The organism is Nocardia sp. NPDC058633 (assembly GCF_042717045.1).
In the GTDB taxonomy this organism is placed as follows: Bacteria; Actinomycetota; Actinomycetes; order Mycobacteriales; family Mycobacteriaceae; genus Nocardia.
The window spans coordinates 292,262-307,855 of record NZ_JBHXRA010000007.1; the positions used below are offsets into that span (position 1 = coordinate 292,262).

Below are 15,594 nucleotides of genomic sequence, written 5' to 3' on the forward strand. Positions count from 1 at the left end.
CCCGCCGTGACCTCGCAGGCCTTGGCGCTGCTCGAGCTCGGCGTGATCTTGTTCGCGCTGGGGATCTGCGGGCGGGTGGCGGGCAGGTTCGGCATGTCGCCGATTCCGCTGTATCTGCTGGGCGGGCTCGCGTTCGGCCAGGGCGGCTTCATCGAAGTCCACGCCGCCACCGAGTTCGGGCACCTGGCCGGCGAGATCGGGGTCGTGCTGCTGCTGTTGCTGCTCGGGCTCGAGTACACCGCCCCCGAGCTGATGACCGGTCTGCGGCGCTCCTGGGGGGCCGGAGTGCTCGATCTGGTGGCCAACGCGCTGCCCGGGGCGGCGGTGGCGCTGATCCTGGGCTGGGGCGTGCTCGGCGCCGTCGTGCTCGGCGGCGTCACCTACATCTCGTCGTCGGGGATCGTGGCCAAGGTACTCGACGATCTGGGGCGCCTCGGTAACCGCGAGACCCCGGTGGTCCTGTCGATCCTGGTGTTCGAGGACCTCGCGATGGCGGTGTACCTGCCTATTCTGACCATGATGCTGGCCGGGTTGAGCCTGCTGAACGGCCTGATCTCCCTCGCTGTCGCGCTCGCGACCATCACCGTGGTGCTCGTGGTGGCACTGCGTTTCGGGCGGGTGGTCTCGGCGGTGCTCGACAGCGCCGATCGCGAGGTGTTCTTGCTCCAACTGCTCGGCGCCGCCCTGCTCGTGGCCGGTGCGGCTTCGGCGCTCAACGTCTCGGCCGCGGTGGGGGCGTTCCTGCTCGGCATCGCGATCTCGGGTTCCACCGCGCACGAAGCCGCGAAATTGCTGGAGCCGCTGCGTGATCTGTTCGCCGCGATCTTCTTCGTCGCCTTCGGGCTCTCGATCGACCCGGCCGCGATCCCGCCGGTCTTCGCCTGGGCGGTCGGGTTGGCGGTGGTGACCACCGGCACCAAGATCGCGGTCGGCTGGTGGGCGGCGAGCAAGCAGGGCATCCGGCGGATGGGTCGCGCGCGGGCGGGCGCCGCGCTGGTGGCGCGCGGCGAGTTCTCCATCGTCATCGCCGGATTGGCGGTCGCCTACGGCAAGGCCGACGCGAATCTGGCCGCGCTGGCCTCGGCCTACGTGCTGTTGATGGCGATCCTCGGGCCGATCGCGGCGCGGGTCGTCGAACCGGTGGTCGAATTCGTCCGGCGCCGTTCCGGTGTCGCGACGAGCTGATCAGTCGACGACCCGGCGCGGCCAGGCGCCGACACCGTCGTAACTCAGTTCCTCGGTGCGGTAGTCGTGCTGTGCGGTCGGTGCGGTCGGTGCGGTGGTCGGTGTGACCTGCGCGCCCGGTGCGGTCTTGGTGGCAGGCCGCGGGCGCGGGCGGTGCCGCGAGGTCAGCCACATGCGCGGCAGCGCTTCCTCGTTCTCGATCTCGGTGAGGCTCACGCTGATCAACACGAGCATGGTGACGATGCTGCTCACTCCGATCAGCGGCGCCAGCAGTTGCATCGCCTCGGCGCCGGAGGCGGGCGGGCCTTGATGCCCGGCATGGGCGTGCATCGACGCCATCCCGGTGTAGTGCATGCCGCACACGGCCACGCCCATGATCAGCGCCGCGCCCACGGTGGCCAGAAAACCCTTGACGCGCAATGTGAACCACAGCGCCACGACCGAAGCCACCACCGCGATCACCATCGACAGTGCCACGAGCGCCGGGTCGTACCGCACGGTGGCGCTGGACTTCATCGCGAACATGCCGGTGTAGTGCATGGTCCCGACACCGAGGCCGGTGATGATGCCGCCGGAGAGCAGGGAGCGCAGAGTCGGCTGCGGCTTGTTCACCATGAACAGCCCGATCCCCACCACCACCATCGCGGTGATCGCGCTGAACAGGGTCAGCGGGATGTCGTAGCGAATGTCGGCACCGCGGATGGTGAAGCCGAGCATCGCGATGAAATGCATGACCCAGATACCGGTTCCGCCGATCGCGATCGCGGCGCCGATGAGCCAACCGGTTCGTCCTTCGGCGGCGTTGCGACCGCGGGCCGCGCACTGCAGCCCGAGCAAGCTGCCCGTCACGGACATGAAATAGGCGAGAACAGGGGTGATCCAGCCGTAGCTGAAGTGATAGATGTCGAGCACGCGCGAAAAACCCTCAATGCCGATACCGCGAATTGAGGCGGTAGAACGAAAAGCTGAACGTGACGATACGGTGAAGATCGCCAATCCGTGTCCTCCACAGTGCAATCCACCAGTGTGGGGTTGATCACGAAACGATTACTCGCCGGTTTGCCGAATAAACAGACCGTTAGGGATGTAGCGGTCGAAAACGACGACGAGGCCCGCACCACCGATTCGGTGATACGGGCCTCGCGTCGTAGGACGACTAGTCGAGATAGTCGCGCAGAACCTGCGAACGGCTCGGGTGTCGCAGCTTGCTCATCGTCTTCGATTCGATCTGGCGGATGCGCTCACGCGTGACGCCGTAGACCTGACCGATCTCGTCGAGTGTGCGCGGCTGACCATCGGTGAGACCGAAGCGCAATCGCACCACGCCCGCCTCACGTTCGGACAGCGTCTCCAGCACCGACTGCAGCTGATCCTGCAGCAGGGTGAAGCTCACCGCGTCGACCGCGACGACCGCCTCGGAGTCTTCGATGAAGTCACCGAGCTGGCTGTCGCCCTCGTCGCCGATGGTCTGGTCGAGCGAGATCGGCTCACGCGCGTACTGCTGGATCTCGAGGACCTTCTCCGGCGTGATGTCCATTTCCTTGGCGAGCTCCTCCGGCGTGGGCTCACGGCCCAGGTCCTGGAGCAGCTCACGCTGGATGCGCCCGAGCTTGTTGATCACTTCGACCATGTGCACCGGGATACGGATGGTGCGGGCCTGATCGGCCATGGCGCGGGTGATCGCCTGACGGATCCACCACGTGGCGTAGGTCGAGAACTTGTAACCCTTGGTGTAGTCGAACTTCTCGACCGCGCGGATCAGGCCCAGGTTGCCTTCCTGGATGAGATCGAGGAAGGCCATGCCGCGGCCGGTGTAGCGCTTGGCCAGGGAGACGACCAGTCGCAGGTTGGCCTCGAGCAGGTGGTTCTTGGCCCGGTTGCCGTCGCGCACGATCCAGTTGAAATCGCGGCGTGTGGTGACCGAGAGCTTTTCGCCCGCTTCGGCGAACTCGCGCATCTTCTCCGCGGCGAACAGGCCGGCCTCGATCCGTTTGGCGAGTTCGACCTCCTCTTCCGCGTTGAGCAGCGCGACCTTGCCGATCTGCTTGAGGTAGGCGCGCACCGAGTCGGCGGAGGCGGTGAGTTCGGCGTCCTTGCGTGCTTGACGCAGCGCTTCGGACTCCTCCTCGTCCCAGACGAAATCGCCGGAAGCCTTGTCCTTCTCGGACGGCTCCGCGGTTTCGGCGACCTCAGCGGTTTCCTCGGCGACGTCTTCGACGACGACTTCCTCGCCGACGAGTTCGTCTTCGGCGACCTCGAGATCACCGAGGTCGTCGACTTCGACCGACTCGTCGTCGAGCTGCTCGTCACCGCCCTCGCCCGAGGTCGCCTTCTTCGCGGCGGTCTTCTTGGCCGGAGCCTTCTTGGCGGCAGCCTTCTTCGCCGGCGCCTTTTTCGCTACGGCTTTCTTGGCCGGCGCCTTTTTGGCGGCGGTCTTCTTGGCCGGCACCTTCTTGGCCGGGGTTACGGCGTCGTCGGCATCGGCGTCGGAGGCCGAGTCGGCGGTCTGACGGGTATTCGTGGCTACCACGTACGCCCTTTCGTGACGGTCTCGTGCGGCGTCACGCCAGAGTGGTTTTCCGGCGGAGCGGTCGGTCGGGTTGCACCGGCGATGCGTCGGCCGGGGGAAGTCGGCGCTCGTTCACCGACCTTCTCGCGACCGGCCGCGGCCGGAAGGTTTCACCGGCTCACCGCCGGACGTGTTCCATTGTAACGATCCAACCAGGGTACTCATGGCACGATGCCACCCAGGCGTTGCGTCACCCGCCGCGCCGGGCTACGGCGCGATGCCCGCATCGATGGCCATCGCCGCGCCGACGATACCCGCGGTGTTCTTCAGTACGGCCGGAATCACGGGAGTTCGGTTGGTGAGCAAGGGTATCCATTGTTCGTGATCACGGCTGATGCCGCCGCCCGCCACGATCACCTTCGGCCAGAACAGATCCTCGATGTGACCCAGCACGTGACTCACCCGCTGCGCCCACTCGGGGTAGGTGAGGTTCTCGTTGTCCTTGACCGAGGCCGCGGCCAGATCCTCGGCGTCGCGCCCGTCGATCTGGAGATGGCCGAGTTCGGAGTTGGGAACCAGCACGCGGTTGTAGAGCAGCGCGGAGCCGATGCCGGTGCCGAAAGTGAGCAGCAGGGTCAACCCGTCGAGGCCGCGAGCGGTGCCGTAGAAGTCCTCGGCCAAGCCCGCGGCGTCGGCGTCGTTGAGCACGGTGACGGCCCGTCCGCCCAGCGCCTGCGCGAACAGCTTGCGGGCGTCGGTGCCGATCCATGCCTTGTCGATATTGGCCGCGGTTCTGGTGTGACCGTCGAGCACCACGCACGGCATGGTGATGCCGACGGGACCCTCCCAGCCCGCCTGCGCCACCAGCCCGGCCACCGCGGCGGCGACGGCCTCTGGCGTCGCCGGCTGCGGTGTCGCGATCTTGATGCGCTCATGGGCGAGTCGGCCGGTGGCCAGGTCGACCTCGGCGCCCTTCACCCCGCTGCCACCGATATCGATACCGAATGCGTGCCCCCGATCGGACATGGTTCAACCCCTTGCTGACGCGGTCGATGTGCCTGACAGACACCACGAGGAAGAGTAGCGGTAGTCATCCCGCGCGCGACGAGCCACCGCATGTGATGCGATGGGGAGGTGCCCGAATACACCGAGCCCGAGACCGTCACCGCCCCCGACACATCCGCCGACTACGAGCAGCTGCGGTGTCTCGCCGTGGAGTTCGCCGAAGCGGCCGCCGCGCATGTGCGCGCCCGCAGACCCGAGGTGTTCGCCGACGGCGGACCGGTGGCGGGCGCCGTGGCCACCAAGGGGCACGAGACCGATCCGGTCACGATCGTCGACACCGAATCCGAACAGTTGATCCGTGGACTGCTCGCCGAGCGCAGACCCGCCGACGCGATTCTCGGCGAGGAGGGCGGCGGCGATGTCGGCGCCACCGCGCCCGGCACCGTCACCTGGGTCGTTGACCCGATCGACGGCACCGTGAACTTCCTCTACGGGCTACCCGGCTACGCCGTCTCGGTCGGTGCGGTGATCGACGGCAAGCCCGTGGCGGGCGCGGTGGTCGACGTCGCCGCCGCGACCACCTACAGCGCCGCACTGGGCGCTGGATCGCACGCTGTGCGCCCCGACGGCACCCGGGTGACACTGCGCTGCAGCAGCGAGGATTCGCTGTCGGTGGCCCTTGTGGCCACCGGCTTCGCCTACGGGAGCGCGCGCCGTGCCCGCCAGGCGCAACTGCTCACCGAGATCCTGCCGCGCATCCGCGACATCCGCCGACTCGGCGCCGCCGCGATGGACCTGTGCCATGTCGCCGCGGGCAGGCTGGAGGCCTACTACGAACACGGCCTCAACGCCTGGGACTGGGCCGCGGGCGCCCTCATCGCCGCCGAAGCGGGCGCGGTCGTCCACGTCCCGCCGGTCACCGTCGGCGGCGCCGCCGGCGAGCTGACCGTCGTCGCGGCCCCCGGCATCGCCGAGGACCTCAACGACCTACTCGACCGCGTAGGAGCCCCGACAGCCCTCCCGGACTGAGTCAGGTTTTCGGCCGCCTCGATCTGGACTGACCGAAGGGTGCGACGAAGGAGTGCCCGTAGGGAGGGAAGATCGAGGGAACAGGCCGAAAACCCGCGGCGCCAGCCGCCGAAGATTCAGGAAGATCGAGGGAACAGGCCGAAAACCCGCGGCGCCAGCCGCCGATATCTCAGCACTTCACTTCGCGGGCGGCGTCCAGCAACGCGGGGTCGATCGACGACGAGCTCGCTCCGGGGGCCAGGTTCTTCAGCGACCGCAGGACGGCCTCGGCGTCGGCGCCGGGGCGCAGCGATTCGCCGAACGCCTGGCCGAGGACGAGGTCGACCGTGTCGTCGGTGCGCGGGTCCTCGATCAGCTCGGCGCAGGGTGCGACCAGCTGCACCGAGGCGGCGGCCGGTCGGCCGTTCACGCCGAACCGGATCTGCCCGGTGCAGGTGAGGTCGCCGCTGACATAGACCGGATCGTTACCGACCTGTGTCCCCGGCGCGCCGGCGAAGCCGAGGTCGGCCAGCGCCGAGGCGATGTTGCCCGCTTGGCCGCTCTTGCCGTTGGCGTTGAACACCCGGACCTTCGACTCCGAGAGCGCGGCGGGGTCGACGTCCTCGAGCCGTGTCGGACCCACCCGCGAGCCCAGTGCCGCCGGTTGCGGGGCGTTGGTGGCGGTCGGCGTGCTCGGCGCGTTGCACGCCATCGGTTCGTTGCTGTCGTCACGGGTACGGAACGCCGTTATCCAGACGAACAGGCTCACCAGAGCCAGCACGAGGACGAGCGCGAGCCAGAGCTCGGGCCGCCGCCGCGGAAAGGGTTTGCCGTCGCGATCAGTCGCGCTGCCTTCGGTGATCAGTGAAACCACGCGCTCACTCTACGAGGCCGACGGCGCCGCGCGAGTCGGGGAGGTCTCGGCGAGTTTCCCGGCAGGTGACGATTCGTCGTCGGTTTCGGCTCGGCGCGGGTTTGATTGCGACTTTCGTCCGCAGGTCCGCTATTGTCTGCCCGCCCAGATCGAATATTTACCGGTGAAACGGTGCTCGGTCGCGGGAACAACAAGGGCATGTCCTGCGTTTACCGAACGCTGTCGGAGTTGATCGCTGGTCGATCGAACCTGATAGACGACCGGTGCACGTGTGAGGTGCACCACCGGCGGGGCGGTACGAACGCCGGACCCCTGCGGGGGTTACGGCAATCGACTGATCCGGGATATACGGAGTAAGGACTGAGGGGAAGACGACATGGCAACCGACTATGACGCACCGCGGCGCACCGAATCCGACGAGGTGTCGGAGGATTCGCTCGAGGAGCTGAAGGCCCGCCGCAACGAGGCGCAGTCCGCCGTCGTGGACATCGACGAATCCGATACAGCGGAATCGTTCGAGCTTCCCGGCGCGGACTTGTCCGACGAGGTACTCAGCGTTCGGGTGGTCCCGAAGCAGGCCGACGAGTTCACCTGCTCGAGCTGTTTCCTCGTGCATCACCGCAGCCGACTGGCCACCGAGAAGGGTGGTCAATTGATCTGCATGGACTGCGCTCTCTAGCGGGGCACTCTGATCCGCTGGGCGGATCGACGAGGAAGGGTCAGCCCGCGCTCGGGAGTCCGAGCGCGGCCAAGACCAGGTCCGGCCTGCGCGTACTGACCAACCAGTACGGCGTCGGGTCGTCCGGATCGTTCAGAACCAGCAATGCCATCGGGCCGATCCAGGCCCGGTGTTGCACGTAGGCGGCGGGGTCGAGTTGACGACCCAGCGCCGCGCTCTTGGCCGTCGGCGCGACGGCCGCCGCGCGCGCGACGAAGCTCACCGGCAGGTGGGCGCGGTCGACGCGCAGTTCCGCCGTACCGTCGCCTGCCACGGTGACGTCCAGGCGATGCCTGCTCATCCACAACAGGATCCATATCGGGACCGGCGCCAGCAACGCATACGGCAGCCAGGCTCGTAGCCCCGGCGCGCCCATGTGGATCTCGGCCGCGAGCAGTCCCGCGATCCCGAAGCCGACGGGCCACCACCACAGCGGCACCCACAGGCGCTCGGAGTAGGGCGACGGACCCTGCGCGCTCGGCGCGCGGTGGTCGGTGTCTGTGGTCGCGGTCGTCGGTGAATGGGGCTGGTCGGGCACCCCTCAACACTAGGTCACGGCACGAGGGCTGCGACGAGAAGGTCCGGCCTCGACCGCGTAGTCTCGACCGATGTGAACGCACTTGCACCGATTCCGCTGCGGCGGCTCGATCCCGGCATCCCTGTGCCGACGCGTGCCCATCCGGGTGACGCGGGCGTCGACCTCTGTACCACCGAGGATGTGATCATCGAACCGGGCGAGCGGGTGCTGGTCGGCACCGGGATCGCGATCGCGCTGCCGATGGGCACGGTCGGCTTGATCCATCCCCGTTCGGGCTTGGCCGCGAAAGCGGGCCTGTCGGTGGTCAACACGCCCGGCACGGTCGACGCGGGCTACCGCGGTGAGATCAAGGTGTGCCTGATCAACCACGACCCGCGCACCGCGATCGAGCTGCGACGCGGCGACCGCATCGCCCAGTTGCTGGTGCAGCGGGTCGAGTTGGTCGATTTCGCCGAGGTCGAGGATCTGGACGACACCGCCCGCGGCACCGGCGGGTACGGGTCGAGCGGCGGGCATGCCAGCCTGGCCGACAAGGAGGCGTGATGGGTCTGTTCGGTAAGAAGAAGCGCGCGCGCGAGGACGACTACGTCGAATACGACGAGGTCGGCTACGACGAGGCGGACTACGACTTGGACGCGGACTCCGACGAGTACGACACCGACGAGTTCCCGCGTCCCGACTTCGCGCGCCTCGATTTCGACGACGCTCCGACCGATGAGCGCATCTACGGCAATTTCGACCACGCCCCTGATGCCGCCGCCGGCCCTTACGACGTCAGCGAGGTGTCCGACGAGGCCATCTCCCGGCGCCTCGATCTGGGTTCGGTTCTCATTCCGGTGCCCGACGGCGGGCAGTTGCAGGTGGAGATGAGCCCCGACGGCACCCCGCAGGCGGTGCATCTGGCCACCGAGCACGGCAGGCTCACCGTCGCCGCCTACGCCGCGCCGAAGTCGGCGGGCCAGTGGCGCACCGTGGCCGCGGATCTGGCCGAGTCGCTGCGCGGTGACGGCGCGAGCGTGGCCGTCGAGAAGGGCCCGTGGGGACGCGAGGTCAAGGCGATCACCGAGGGCGCCGATCTGCGCTTCATCGGCGTCGACGGCCCGCGCTGGATGATCCGTCTGGTCGCCGCGGGCCCCAAGGGCGCTGTCGACGACCGCAGCCCGCTGATCACCGCGGCCCGCGCGGTCCTGGCCGACGCCGTGGTCCGCCGCGGCACCGACCCGCTCCCGGTGCGCGACCCGCTGCCGGTGGTCCTGCCCCAGGAACTGGCCGAACAGCTGGCCGCCGCCCATCAGCAGCAGGTCCAGGCCCAGCAGGAAGCCCTCGAGGCCCAGGCGGCCGCGGCCGCCGCGCCGCCGCCGTCGGCCCTTCCGCCGAAACTGCCCGACGAGCCGCGGCGCGGCGCCGACGGTTCGGCGATGCAACAGCTGGGCCTGAACTAGCCGCCCGCGACGCTGCCCGCTGCCTATCTCGCAGCGGGCAGTTCGCGTATCGGTCCGGTCAGTGCCGCGAGCTCGGCGAACCCGGTGTGTCCCAGCACCGCGGGGTCGGCGCCCAGCTCGGCGAGAGTCACCCGATGCAGCCGCGCCGAGGGCAAAGTGTGGGCCCACTGTTCGGCGACGGCGATCGGGTGCACCGGATCGTCGCTCGCCCCGATCACCGCGACCGGCACGTCGTTGCCTGCCAACGCTTCCAGCGAGGGCCACGCGTACCGGGCGGCCTCGTCCAGCGCCGCGGGCAGGTGTGGCCACTGACGACGCCACGACTGTGTCAACGCCTCGGCCAGCCATCGCGGACTCGACGCCCGCATGCGCGCGATCACCGCCTCCAAGCCGTCGGCTCGCAGTTGCTCGGCGGTAACCGAGGCGCTCGATGCGGCTGGGCACGTGGCGGTTTCGGCACCGGTCCAGGCGGGTAATGCTGTGATGACACCGACCACCGCGCTTCGGTGCTCGGCTGCCCAGTCGAGTGCGATCGCGGCGCCGAGGGAGATGCCCGCGGCCAAGACCGGACCGCGCTGCGCGGCCGCGTCCAACGCCGTGGTGCAGCTGCCGATCACGGCCTGCGGGTCCGGTTCGACGGCGTGGAACGCCAGTCCGTGTGCCTGGGCGGCAGGCCCGAACGCACGGGCGGCGAAATCGGCGTCTGAGCCGGTCCCGGGCAGGGCGACCACGGTGACCTGGGGTGGGGTGCGCAACACCGACCGAGCGTAGCGGCCGGGCCCCAGCCCATCTACAGTGGCGGTGTACGGCCAACTAGCGGGAGAAGCGTGCCATGTCGTCATCCACGGGCGGACACAAGTCGGGATCGGGCCCGGATTCAGGATATTTTCGACGACTCGGCCGCCGACTCACCGCCGATATCGATCAGCTCGACGCCGAGGAATTGGCGGAGACGGCCGACGCCTCCGGTGCCCGGCGCGCGAAGGATTGCTGTCGCGGCGAAGAGGCGACGATTCTGGGTAGGCTCCGCAGTGTCGAGGCGTGTCCGAAGGCGGCAGGCGCCACCGTGCAGGCCGAGTTCTTCGACGGCACCGACGCCATCACCCTGGTGTGGATCGGGCGCAGGCGCATTCCCGGTATCGAACCGGGCAGGCGCATTCTGGTCCGTGGCCGGGTGGGCGACCGCGACGGCCGCAAAGTGATCTTCAACCCCTACTACGAATTGCGCGGGAACAGCTGACGTATGCCCTCCAGCGACGAGTACCGCACTGCCGCGGACCCCGAAGCCACCGTGGCGTTGCCCGTGGTCACCGATGACACGGTCGACCCGCAGGTCGATGCCGAGGTCGACAAGGCCGAACAGACCTTGCTCGAACAGCTCGGCGGTCTCAGCGGCCTGATCTATTCCACCCTCCCCGTCCTGGTGTTCGTTCCGGTGAACACCGTCGCGGGCCTCACCGTGGCCATCTGGGCCGCCCTCGGCGTCGCCGCGGCCATCCTCGTCTGGCGGCTCGTGCAGCACAGCCCCATCCAGCCGGCGATCTCCGGTTTCTTCGGTGTCGGCCTGTGCGCGCTCATCGCCGCGCGGGTGGGTGAGGCCAAGGGCTTCTTCCTGTTCGGCATCTACACCAGCCTGGTGTACGCGGGCGTGTTCGCGCTGTCGATCCTGGTGCGCAGACCGCTGGTGGGGGTGATCTGGGGTGCGCTCAACGGTCACGGCCATCGCTGGCGGACCGACAAGCGCATCCGCAAGCTCTACGATCTGGCCACCGTCGTCTGGGTGGTCGTCTTCGGCGCCCGCTACCTCGTGCAGTCGCAGCTCTACGACACCGACCACACCACCTGGCTGGCGGTGGCGCGGATCGGTATGGGGTGGCCGCTCACCGCGGTCGCCCTGGTCGTCACCGTGTGGGCGGTGCGCCGCGCGGGGCATCTGCCCGTCGACAAGTCCGACAAGTCCGACAAGTCCGGGGCCGGAACGGAATCCGTGCCCGCATAGGGTGGGTGGCGCGCCGCCGGAGGTGGGCAAGTACCCACCCTGGGGTGCCTGGTTGCGACCGGCCGTTCGTCGCACGATCAATGCGTAGGAAAAATACGCGATGATCGTGAGAGGACCGGCGACCATGATGGCAACCGAGCACCGAAATGAGCGACCGGCCACCACAGCCCGCCGCGAAGCGTCCAAGACCCCGGCGCCGGTGCTGTCGGAGAGCAAGCGCATCGGCGCCGAACTCGACGCCCTGATCGGCCCGGCCGCGCGCGGTGACCGCGACGCCGTCGCCGAGATCCTGCGGTTGGTGCACCCGCTGGTGCGCCGCTACTGCTCGGCGCGCATGGGCGCCACCGGCCATCTCACGGTCACCGCCGACGATGTCACCCAGGAGGTCCTGATCGCCACGGTCACCGCGATTCCGCGCTACCGCGATCAGGGCAAGTCGTTTCTGGCCTTCGTCTACGGCATCGCCGCCAACAAGGTGTCCGACGCCTTCCGTCGCGGCAAGCACACCGCCTACCCCACGGCCGAGCTCCCCGACACCGCGAGTACCTCTGCGGGCCCGGAGGATTGGGTACTGGCCTTCGAACGCCGCGCCGCCACCCACGAACTGATGAAGGTGCTCGCGCCGAATCACCGCGAGGTGCTGGTGATGCGGATCGTGCTCGGCTGGAGTGCGGCGCAGACCGCCGAAGCCATCGGCACCAGCCCGGGCGTGGTCCGGGTGATGCAGCATCGCGCGCTCAACAAGCTGCGCGCGGAACTGAAGGTGGCGTAAGGGCTTACGGTCGCACGCCGTGCGTCGCCAGGGTCAGCCGCAGATCCTCTTCGGCCTCGACCGAGGTGACGAACAACAGTTCGTCGTCGCCCTCGAACGGATCGTCGGGTTGGGGCACGATCACCCGGCCGCCGCGCAGGATCGTCACCAGTGCCGTATCGCGCGGCATCGACAGCGTGCGCACCGGCTTGCCCGCCAGCTGGGTATCGGCGGGCAGGGTGATCTCGACCAGATTGGCCTGCCCCTGGCGCAGCGTCATCAGTCGCACCAGATCACCGACCGACACGGCCTCCTCGACGAGCGAGGCGAGCAGCCGCGGGGTCGACACCGCGACATCGACGCCCCACGACTCGTTGAACAGCCATTCGTTGCGTGGATCGTTGACCCGCGCCACCACCCGGCGCACGCCGAACTCTGTCTTGGCGAGCAGGGCGTGGACCAGATTCGCCTTGTCGTCACCGGTGGCCGCGATGACCACCTCGTAGGTCTCGAGGTCGGCGTTCTCCAGCAGCGACAGCTCGCAGGCGTCGGCGTGCACCCACACGGCGTCGGGAATGGCGGCGGGGTCGATGTGGTCGAGCTGGCGTTCGAGCAGCATCACGCGATGCCCGCCGCGCAGCAGTTCCCTGGCGATCGAGCGCCCGACCGCGCCCGCTCCGGCGATGGCGACCTTCATGATGTTCAGTCCTCGCTCAGTGGGGCCTTGGCGGCCAGGGCGATCGCCTCGCCGACAGTGCCGGACGTGGCCGCGACATAGACGACATCGTCGGCCTGGACGATGGTCTTGGATTCGGGAAGCAGGCCCTGGCCGAAGCGCAGGACGAACGCCACTCGCACCTTCAGATCGCGTTCCAGATCGCGCACGGTGCGTCCGGACCAGTCCTCGTGCAGGGTCAGCTGGGTCACCGCGACCGCACCGGTGGGGTCGCGCCAGGTGGTGGTCGAGTTGTCGCCGATGAGGGTGCGCAGGAACCGGTCGGTGGTCCACGGCACGGTCGCGATGGTCGGGATGCCGAGCCGTTCGTACACTTCGGCGCGCTTGGCGTCGTAGATGCGAGCGACGACACGTTCGACGCCGAACATCTCCCTGGCCACCCTGGCCGAGATGATGTTGGAGTTGTCACCGGAGCTCACCGCGGCGAACGCGTCGGCGCGCTCGATTCCCGCGCGGGTCAGCACCTCACGGTCGAATCCGACGCCGATCACCTGCTGTCCGGTGAAGCCCTCACCGAGGCGGCGGAACGCGGAGGGATCGCGGTCGATGACCGTGACCTCGTGACCCACCCGGGTCAGCGCACGCGCCAGTGACGAGCCGACCCGCCCGCACCCCATGATCACTACGTACACCGTGCACCCTCGTTCCTGGCCTACCCGTGGCGTCCGGCAAGGACCGTACCCGCCGGATGCTCCCATCGCCCATTTTCCCCGCGTCGACGCGGGGCAAACAATCCCGACACCGCCGTGGAGCCGACGAACGTGCGCGCGAAGGCGCTGGTGAACTGCTCTATGCTCAGCCCGGTGTCCAAGATGACGACGGCAGCCAAGCGTGTGCTGCTGGGCAGGCCGTTCCGTAGCGATTCGCTCGGCCACACGTTGTTGCCCAAGCGTATCGCTCTTCCGGTCTTCGCCTCCGACGCGATGTCGTCGGTGGCGTATGCCCCGGAGGAGATCTTCCTGGTGCTGTCGGCGGCGGGCATCTCGGCCTATGTGTACGCGCCGTGGGTCGGCGTGGCTGTCGCCTTGGTGATGGCGGTGGTTGTCGCCAGCTACCGGCAGAACGTGCACGCCTATCCCTCCGGTGGCGGTGATTACGAGGTCGCCACCAAGAACATCGGACCCAACGCTGGGTTGACGGTCGGCAGCGCGCTGCTGGTCGACTATGTGCTCACCGTCGCGGTGTCGATCTCCTCGGCGGCGTCGAACATCGGCTCGGCCATTCCGTTCGTCGCCACGCACAAGGTGTTGTTCGCGGTGGTGGCGATCGCGATCCTGACCGCGATCAATCTGCGTGGTGTGCGCGAATCCGGTACCGCCTTCGCGATTCCGACCTACGCCTTCATTCTCGGCATGGTCGCGATGCTGGTCTGGGGCCTGTTTCGCACCTATGTGATGGGCGAGGACATCCAGGCAGAGTCCGCCGGTTTCGGGCTCAACGCCGAAGACGAGCACCTCTACGGCCTGGCGTTCGCCTTCCTGATCGCGCGCGCCTTCTCCTCCGGCTGTGCGGCGCTGACCGGTGTCGAGGCTATCAGCAACGGCGTGCCCGCGTTCCGTAAGCCCAAGTCGCGCAACGCGGCGACCACCCTGCTGCTGCTGGGCACCATCGCGATCGTGCTGCTGATGGGCATCATCATCCTGGCCCAGAAGATTCGTGTCGTCTATGCCCACGACCCGGCGAATCTGGTCGGCGCGCCCGCCGACTACCACCAGAAGACGCTGATCGCGCAGATCGCCGAGGCGGTGTTCCACGGCTTCCCGATCGGCTTCTTCTTCATCACCCTCGTCACCGCGCTGATCCTGGTGCTGGCCGCCAACACCGCGTTCAACGGGTTCCCCGTACTCGGTTCGATCCTGGCCCAGGACCGCTACCTGCCTCGTCAGCTGCACACTCGCGGCGACCGGCTCGCGTTCTCCAACGGCATCCTGTTCCTGTCGGGCGCGGCGATCGCGTTCGTGGTGCTCTTCGGCGCCGAGGTGACCAAGCTCATCCAGCTCTACATCGTGGGCGTGTTCGTCTCGTTCGTGCTGAGCCAGACCGGCATGCTGCGGCACTGGACGCGGTTGCTACGCACCGAGACCGACCCGACGCAGCGTCGACAGATGATGCGGTCGAGGGTGATCAACGCGATCGGCCTCACCGCGACCGGCGCCGTGCTGGTGATCGTGCTGGTCACCAAGTTCTTCGCGGGCGCCTACATCGCGATCATCGTGATGGTGGCGATCTTCGTCGTGATGAAACTGATCCACAAGCACTACGAGTCGGTCTCGCGCGAACTGGACGAATCCGATTGGGACGGGGTGCTGCCCAGCCGCACCCATTCCATCGTGCTGGTCTCCAAGCTGCACCTGCCGACGCGGCGTGCGCTGGCCTTCGCGCGTGCGACCCGCCCGGACACGCTGGAGGCGGTGACGGTCAATGTCGACGACGCCGACACCCGCAAGCTGGTGCGTGAATGGGAGAACAGCGAGATCAACGTGCTGCTGAAGGTGATCGAATCGCCCTACCGCGAGATCACCAAGCCGGTGCTCGACTACGTCAAGCGGGTACGCAAGGACGCGCCGCGCGACGTGGTCACCGTGTTCATCCCCGAGTACGTGGTCGGACACTGGTGGGAGCAGGTGCTGCACAACCAGTCCGCGCTGCGGCTGAAGGGCAGGCTGCTGTTCGAGCCGGGTGTGATGGTGACGAGCGTGCCGTGGCAGCTCAGTTCCTCCACCAGGGCCAAGCAAGCGGCCGAAGTGAACGCACCGGGTTCGGTGCGCCGAGGTTTCGAACGACCAGGACGTCGCGAATGAGCGGCGCGCCGGTCGAGGGTGAGAGTGG

17 protein-coding genes are annotated in these 15,594 nt (G+C 68.1%); 9 read left to right on the plus strand and 8 right to left on the minus strand.

The features are described from left to right. Positions 1 to 6 precede the first annotated feature (6 nt). Positions 7 to 1,185, plus strand: coding sequence for a cation:proton antiporter (locus ACFWUR_RS11745; protein WP_378905705.1), 1,179 nt, complete (start codon positions 7 to 9; stop codon positions 1,183 to 1,185). Here ACFWUR_RS11745 and ACFWUR_RS11750 read toward each other — a convergent pair whose 3' ends face one another. The 3 genes from ACFWUR_RS11750 to ppgK all read right to left on the minus strand — a co-directional run bounded on the left by ACFWUR_RS11750 (position 1,186) and on the right by ppgK (position 4,720). Next, a complete protein-coding gene (locus ACFWUR_RS11750) occupies positions 1,186 to 2,097 on the minus strand; it encodes an MHYT domain-containing protein (protein WP_378905707.1) in 912 nt (303 codons plus the stop codon). A 244-nt stretch (positions 2,098 to 2,341) separates the two neighbouring features. Continuing rightward, positions 2,342 to 3,715, minus strand: coding sequence for an RNA polymerase sigma factor (locus ACFWUR_RS11755; RefSeq protein WP_378905710.1), 1,374 nt, complete (start codon positions 3,713 to 3,715; stop codon positions 2,342 to 2,344). 246 nt (positions 3,716 to 3,961) lie between these two features. Then, positions 3,962 to 4,720: a polyphosphate--glucose phosphotransferase gene (gene ppgK / locus ACFWUR_RS11760; RefSeq protein WP_378905713.1), complete on the minus strand. Its 759-nt coding sequence runs from the start codon at positions 4,718 to 4,720 to the stop codon at positions 3,962 to 3,964. A 108-nt stretch (positions 4,721 to 4,828) separates the two neighbouring features. Here ppgK and ACFWUR_RS11765 point away from each other — a divergent pair, with 108 nt between their 5' ends. Then, entirely contained in the window at positions 4,829 to 5,728 is a 900-nt protein-coding gene (locus ACFWUR_RS11765; protein ID WP_378905716.1) for an inositol monophosphatase family protein, read from the plus strand. Between the two features lie 169 nt (positions 5,729 to 5,897). Here the strand turns inward: ACFWUR_RS11765 and cei are convergent, their stop codons facing one another. After that, complete coding sequence (gene cei / locus ACFWUR_RS11770; RefSeq protein ID WP_378905719.1) at positions 5,898 to 6,581, minus strand: envelope integrity protein Cei; 684 nt, start codon at positions 6,579 to 6,581, stop codon at positions 5,898 to 5,900. Positions 6,582 to 6,957: 376 nt separating this feature from the next. Between cei and ACFWUR_RS11775 the strand changes: the two genes are divergently transcribed. Next, a complete protein-coding gene (locus ACFWUR_RS11775) occupies positions 6,958 to 7,260 on the plus strand; it encodes a DUF4193 domain-containing protein (protein WP_056811237.1) in 303 nt (100 codons plus the stop codon). 40 nt (positions 7,261 to 7,300) lie between these two features. Here ACFWUR_RS11775 and ACFWUR_RS11780 read toward each other — a convergent pair whose 3' ends face one another. Further along, positions 7,301 to 7,837, minus strand: a complete 537-nt coding sequence (locus ACFWUR_RS11780) for a DUF3093 domain-containing protein (RefSeq protein WP_378905722.1) — start codon at positions 7,835 to 7,837, stop codon at positions 7,301 to 7,303. Between the two features lie 72 nt (positions 7,838 to 7,909). Between ACFWUR_RS11780 and dut the strand changes: the two genes are divergently transcribed. Beyond that, a complete protein-coding gene (gene dut / locus ACFWUR_RS11785) occupies positions 7,910 to 8,380 on the plus strand; it encodes a dUTP diphosphatase (RefSeq protein ID WP_378905725.1) in 471 nt (156 codons plus the stop codon). After that, positions 8,380 to 9,279, plus strand: coding sequence for a DUF3710 domain-containing protein (locus ACFWUR_RS11790; protein WP_378905728.1), 900 nt, complete (start codon positions 8,380 to 8,382; stop codon positions 9,277 to 9,279). The genes dut and ACFWUR_RS11790 overlap by 1 nt, the downstream gene beginning before the upstream one ends. Before the next feature lie 23 nt (positions 9,280 to 9,302). On the opposite strand, the gene ACFWUR_RS11795 is transcribed toward ACFWUR_RS11790, so the two are convergent. Next, positions 9,303 to 10,037 carry an alpha/beta fold hydrolase gene (locus ACFWUR_RS11795; protein WP_378905731.1) on the minus strand — a complete coding sequence of 245 codons (735 nt, stop codon included), beginning with the start codon at positions 10,035 to 10,037 and terminating at the stop codon, positions 9,303 to 9,305. Between the two features lie 74 nt (positions 10,038 to 10,111). On the opposite strand from ACFWUR_RS11795, the gene ACFWUR_RS11800 reads away from it, so the two are divergent. From ACFWUR_RS11800 to ACFWUR_RS11810, 3 genes are all read left to right on the plus strand, one after another. Then, a complete protein-coding gene (locus ACFWUR_RS11800) occupies positions 10,112 to 10,519 on the plus strand; it encodes an OB-fold nucleic acid binding domain-containing protein (RefSeq protein WP_067458744.1) in 408 nt (135 codons plus the stop codon). Positions 10,520 to 10,522: 3 nt separating this feature from the next. Next, positions 10,523 to 11,278: a DUF3159 domain-containing protein gene (locus tag ACFWUR_RS11805; protein WP_378905734.1), complete on the plus strand. Its 756-nt coding sequence runs from the start codon at positions 10,523 to 10,525 to the stop codon at positions 11,276 to 11,278. A 127-nt stretch (positions 11,279 to 11,405) separates the two neighbouring features. Continuing rightward, entirely contained in the window at positions 11,406 to 12,050 is a 645-nt protein-coding gene (locus ACFWUR_RS11810; protein ID WP_378905823.1) for a sigma-70 family RNA polymerase sigma factor, read from the plus strand. 4 nt (positions 12,051 to 12,054) lie between these two features. On the opposite strand, the gene ACFWUR_RS11815 is transcribed toward ACFWUR_RS11810, so the two are convergent. Both ACFWUR_RS11815 and ACFWUR_RS11820 read right to left on the minus strand, forming a co-directional pair. Continuing rightward, positions 12,055 to 12,726 (minus strand): potassium channel family protein, encoded by a 672-nt coding sequence (locus ACFWUR_RS11815; protein ID WP_378905736.1) that lies wholly within the window; start codon positions 12,724 to 12,726, stop codon positions 12,055 to 12,057. A gap of 5 nt (positions 12,727 to 12,731) precedes the next feature. Next, positions 12,732 to 13,397, minus strand: a complete 666-nt coding sequence (locus ACFWUR_RS11820) for a potassium channel family protein (RefSeq protein WP_378905739.1) — start codon at positions 13,395 to 13,397, stop codon at positions 12,732 to 12,734. Between the two features lie 171 nt (positions 13,398 to 13,568). On the opposite strand from ACFWUR_RS11820, the gene ACFWUR_RS11825 reads away from it, so the two are divergent. Beyond that, positions 13,569 to 15,566, plus strand: coding sequence for an APC family permease (locus ACFWUR_RS11825; protein WP_378905742.1), 1,998 nt, complete (start codon positions 13,569 to 13,571; stop codon positions 15,564 to 15,566). The last annotated feature ends 28 nt before the right edge of the window (positions 15,567 to 15,594 follow it).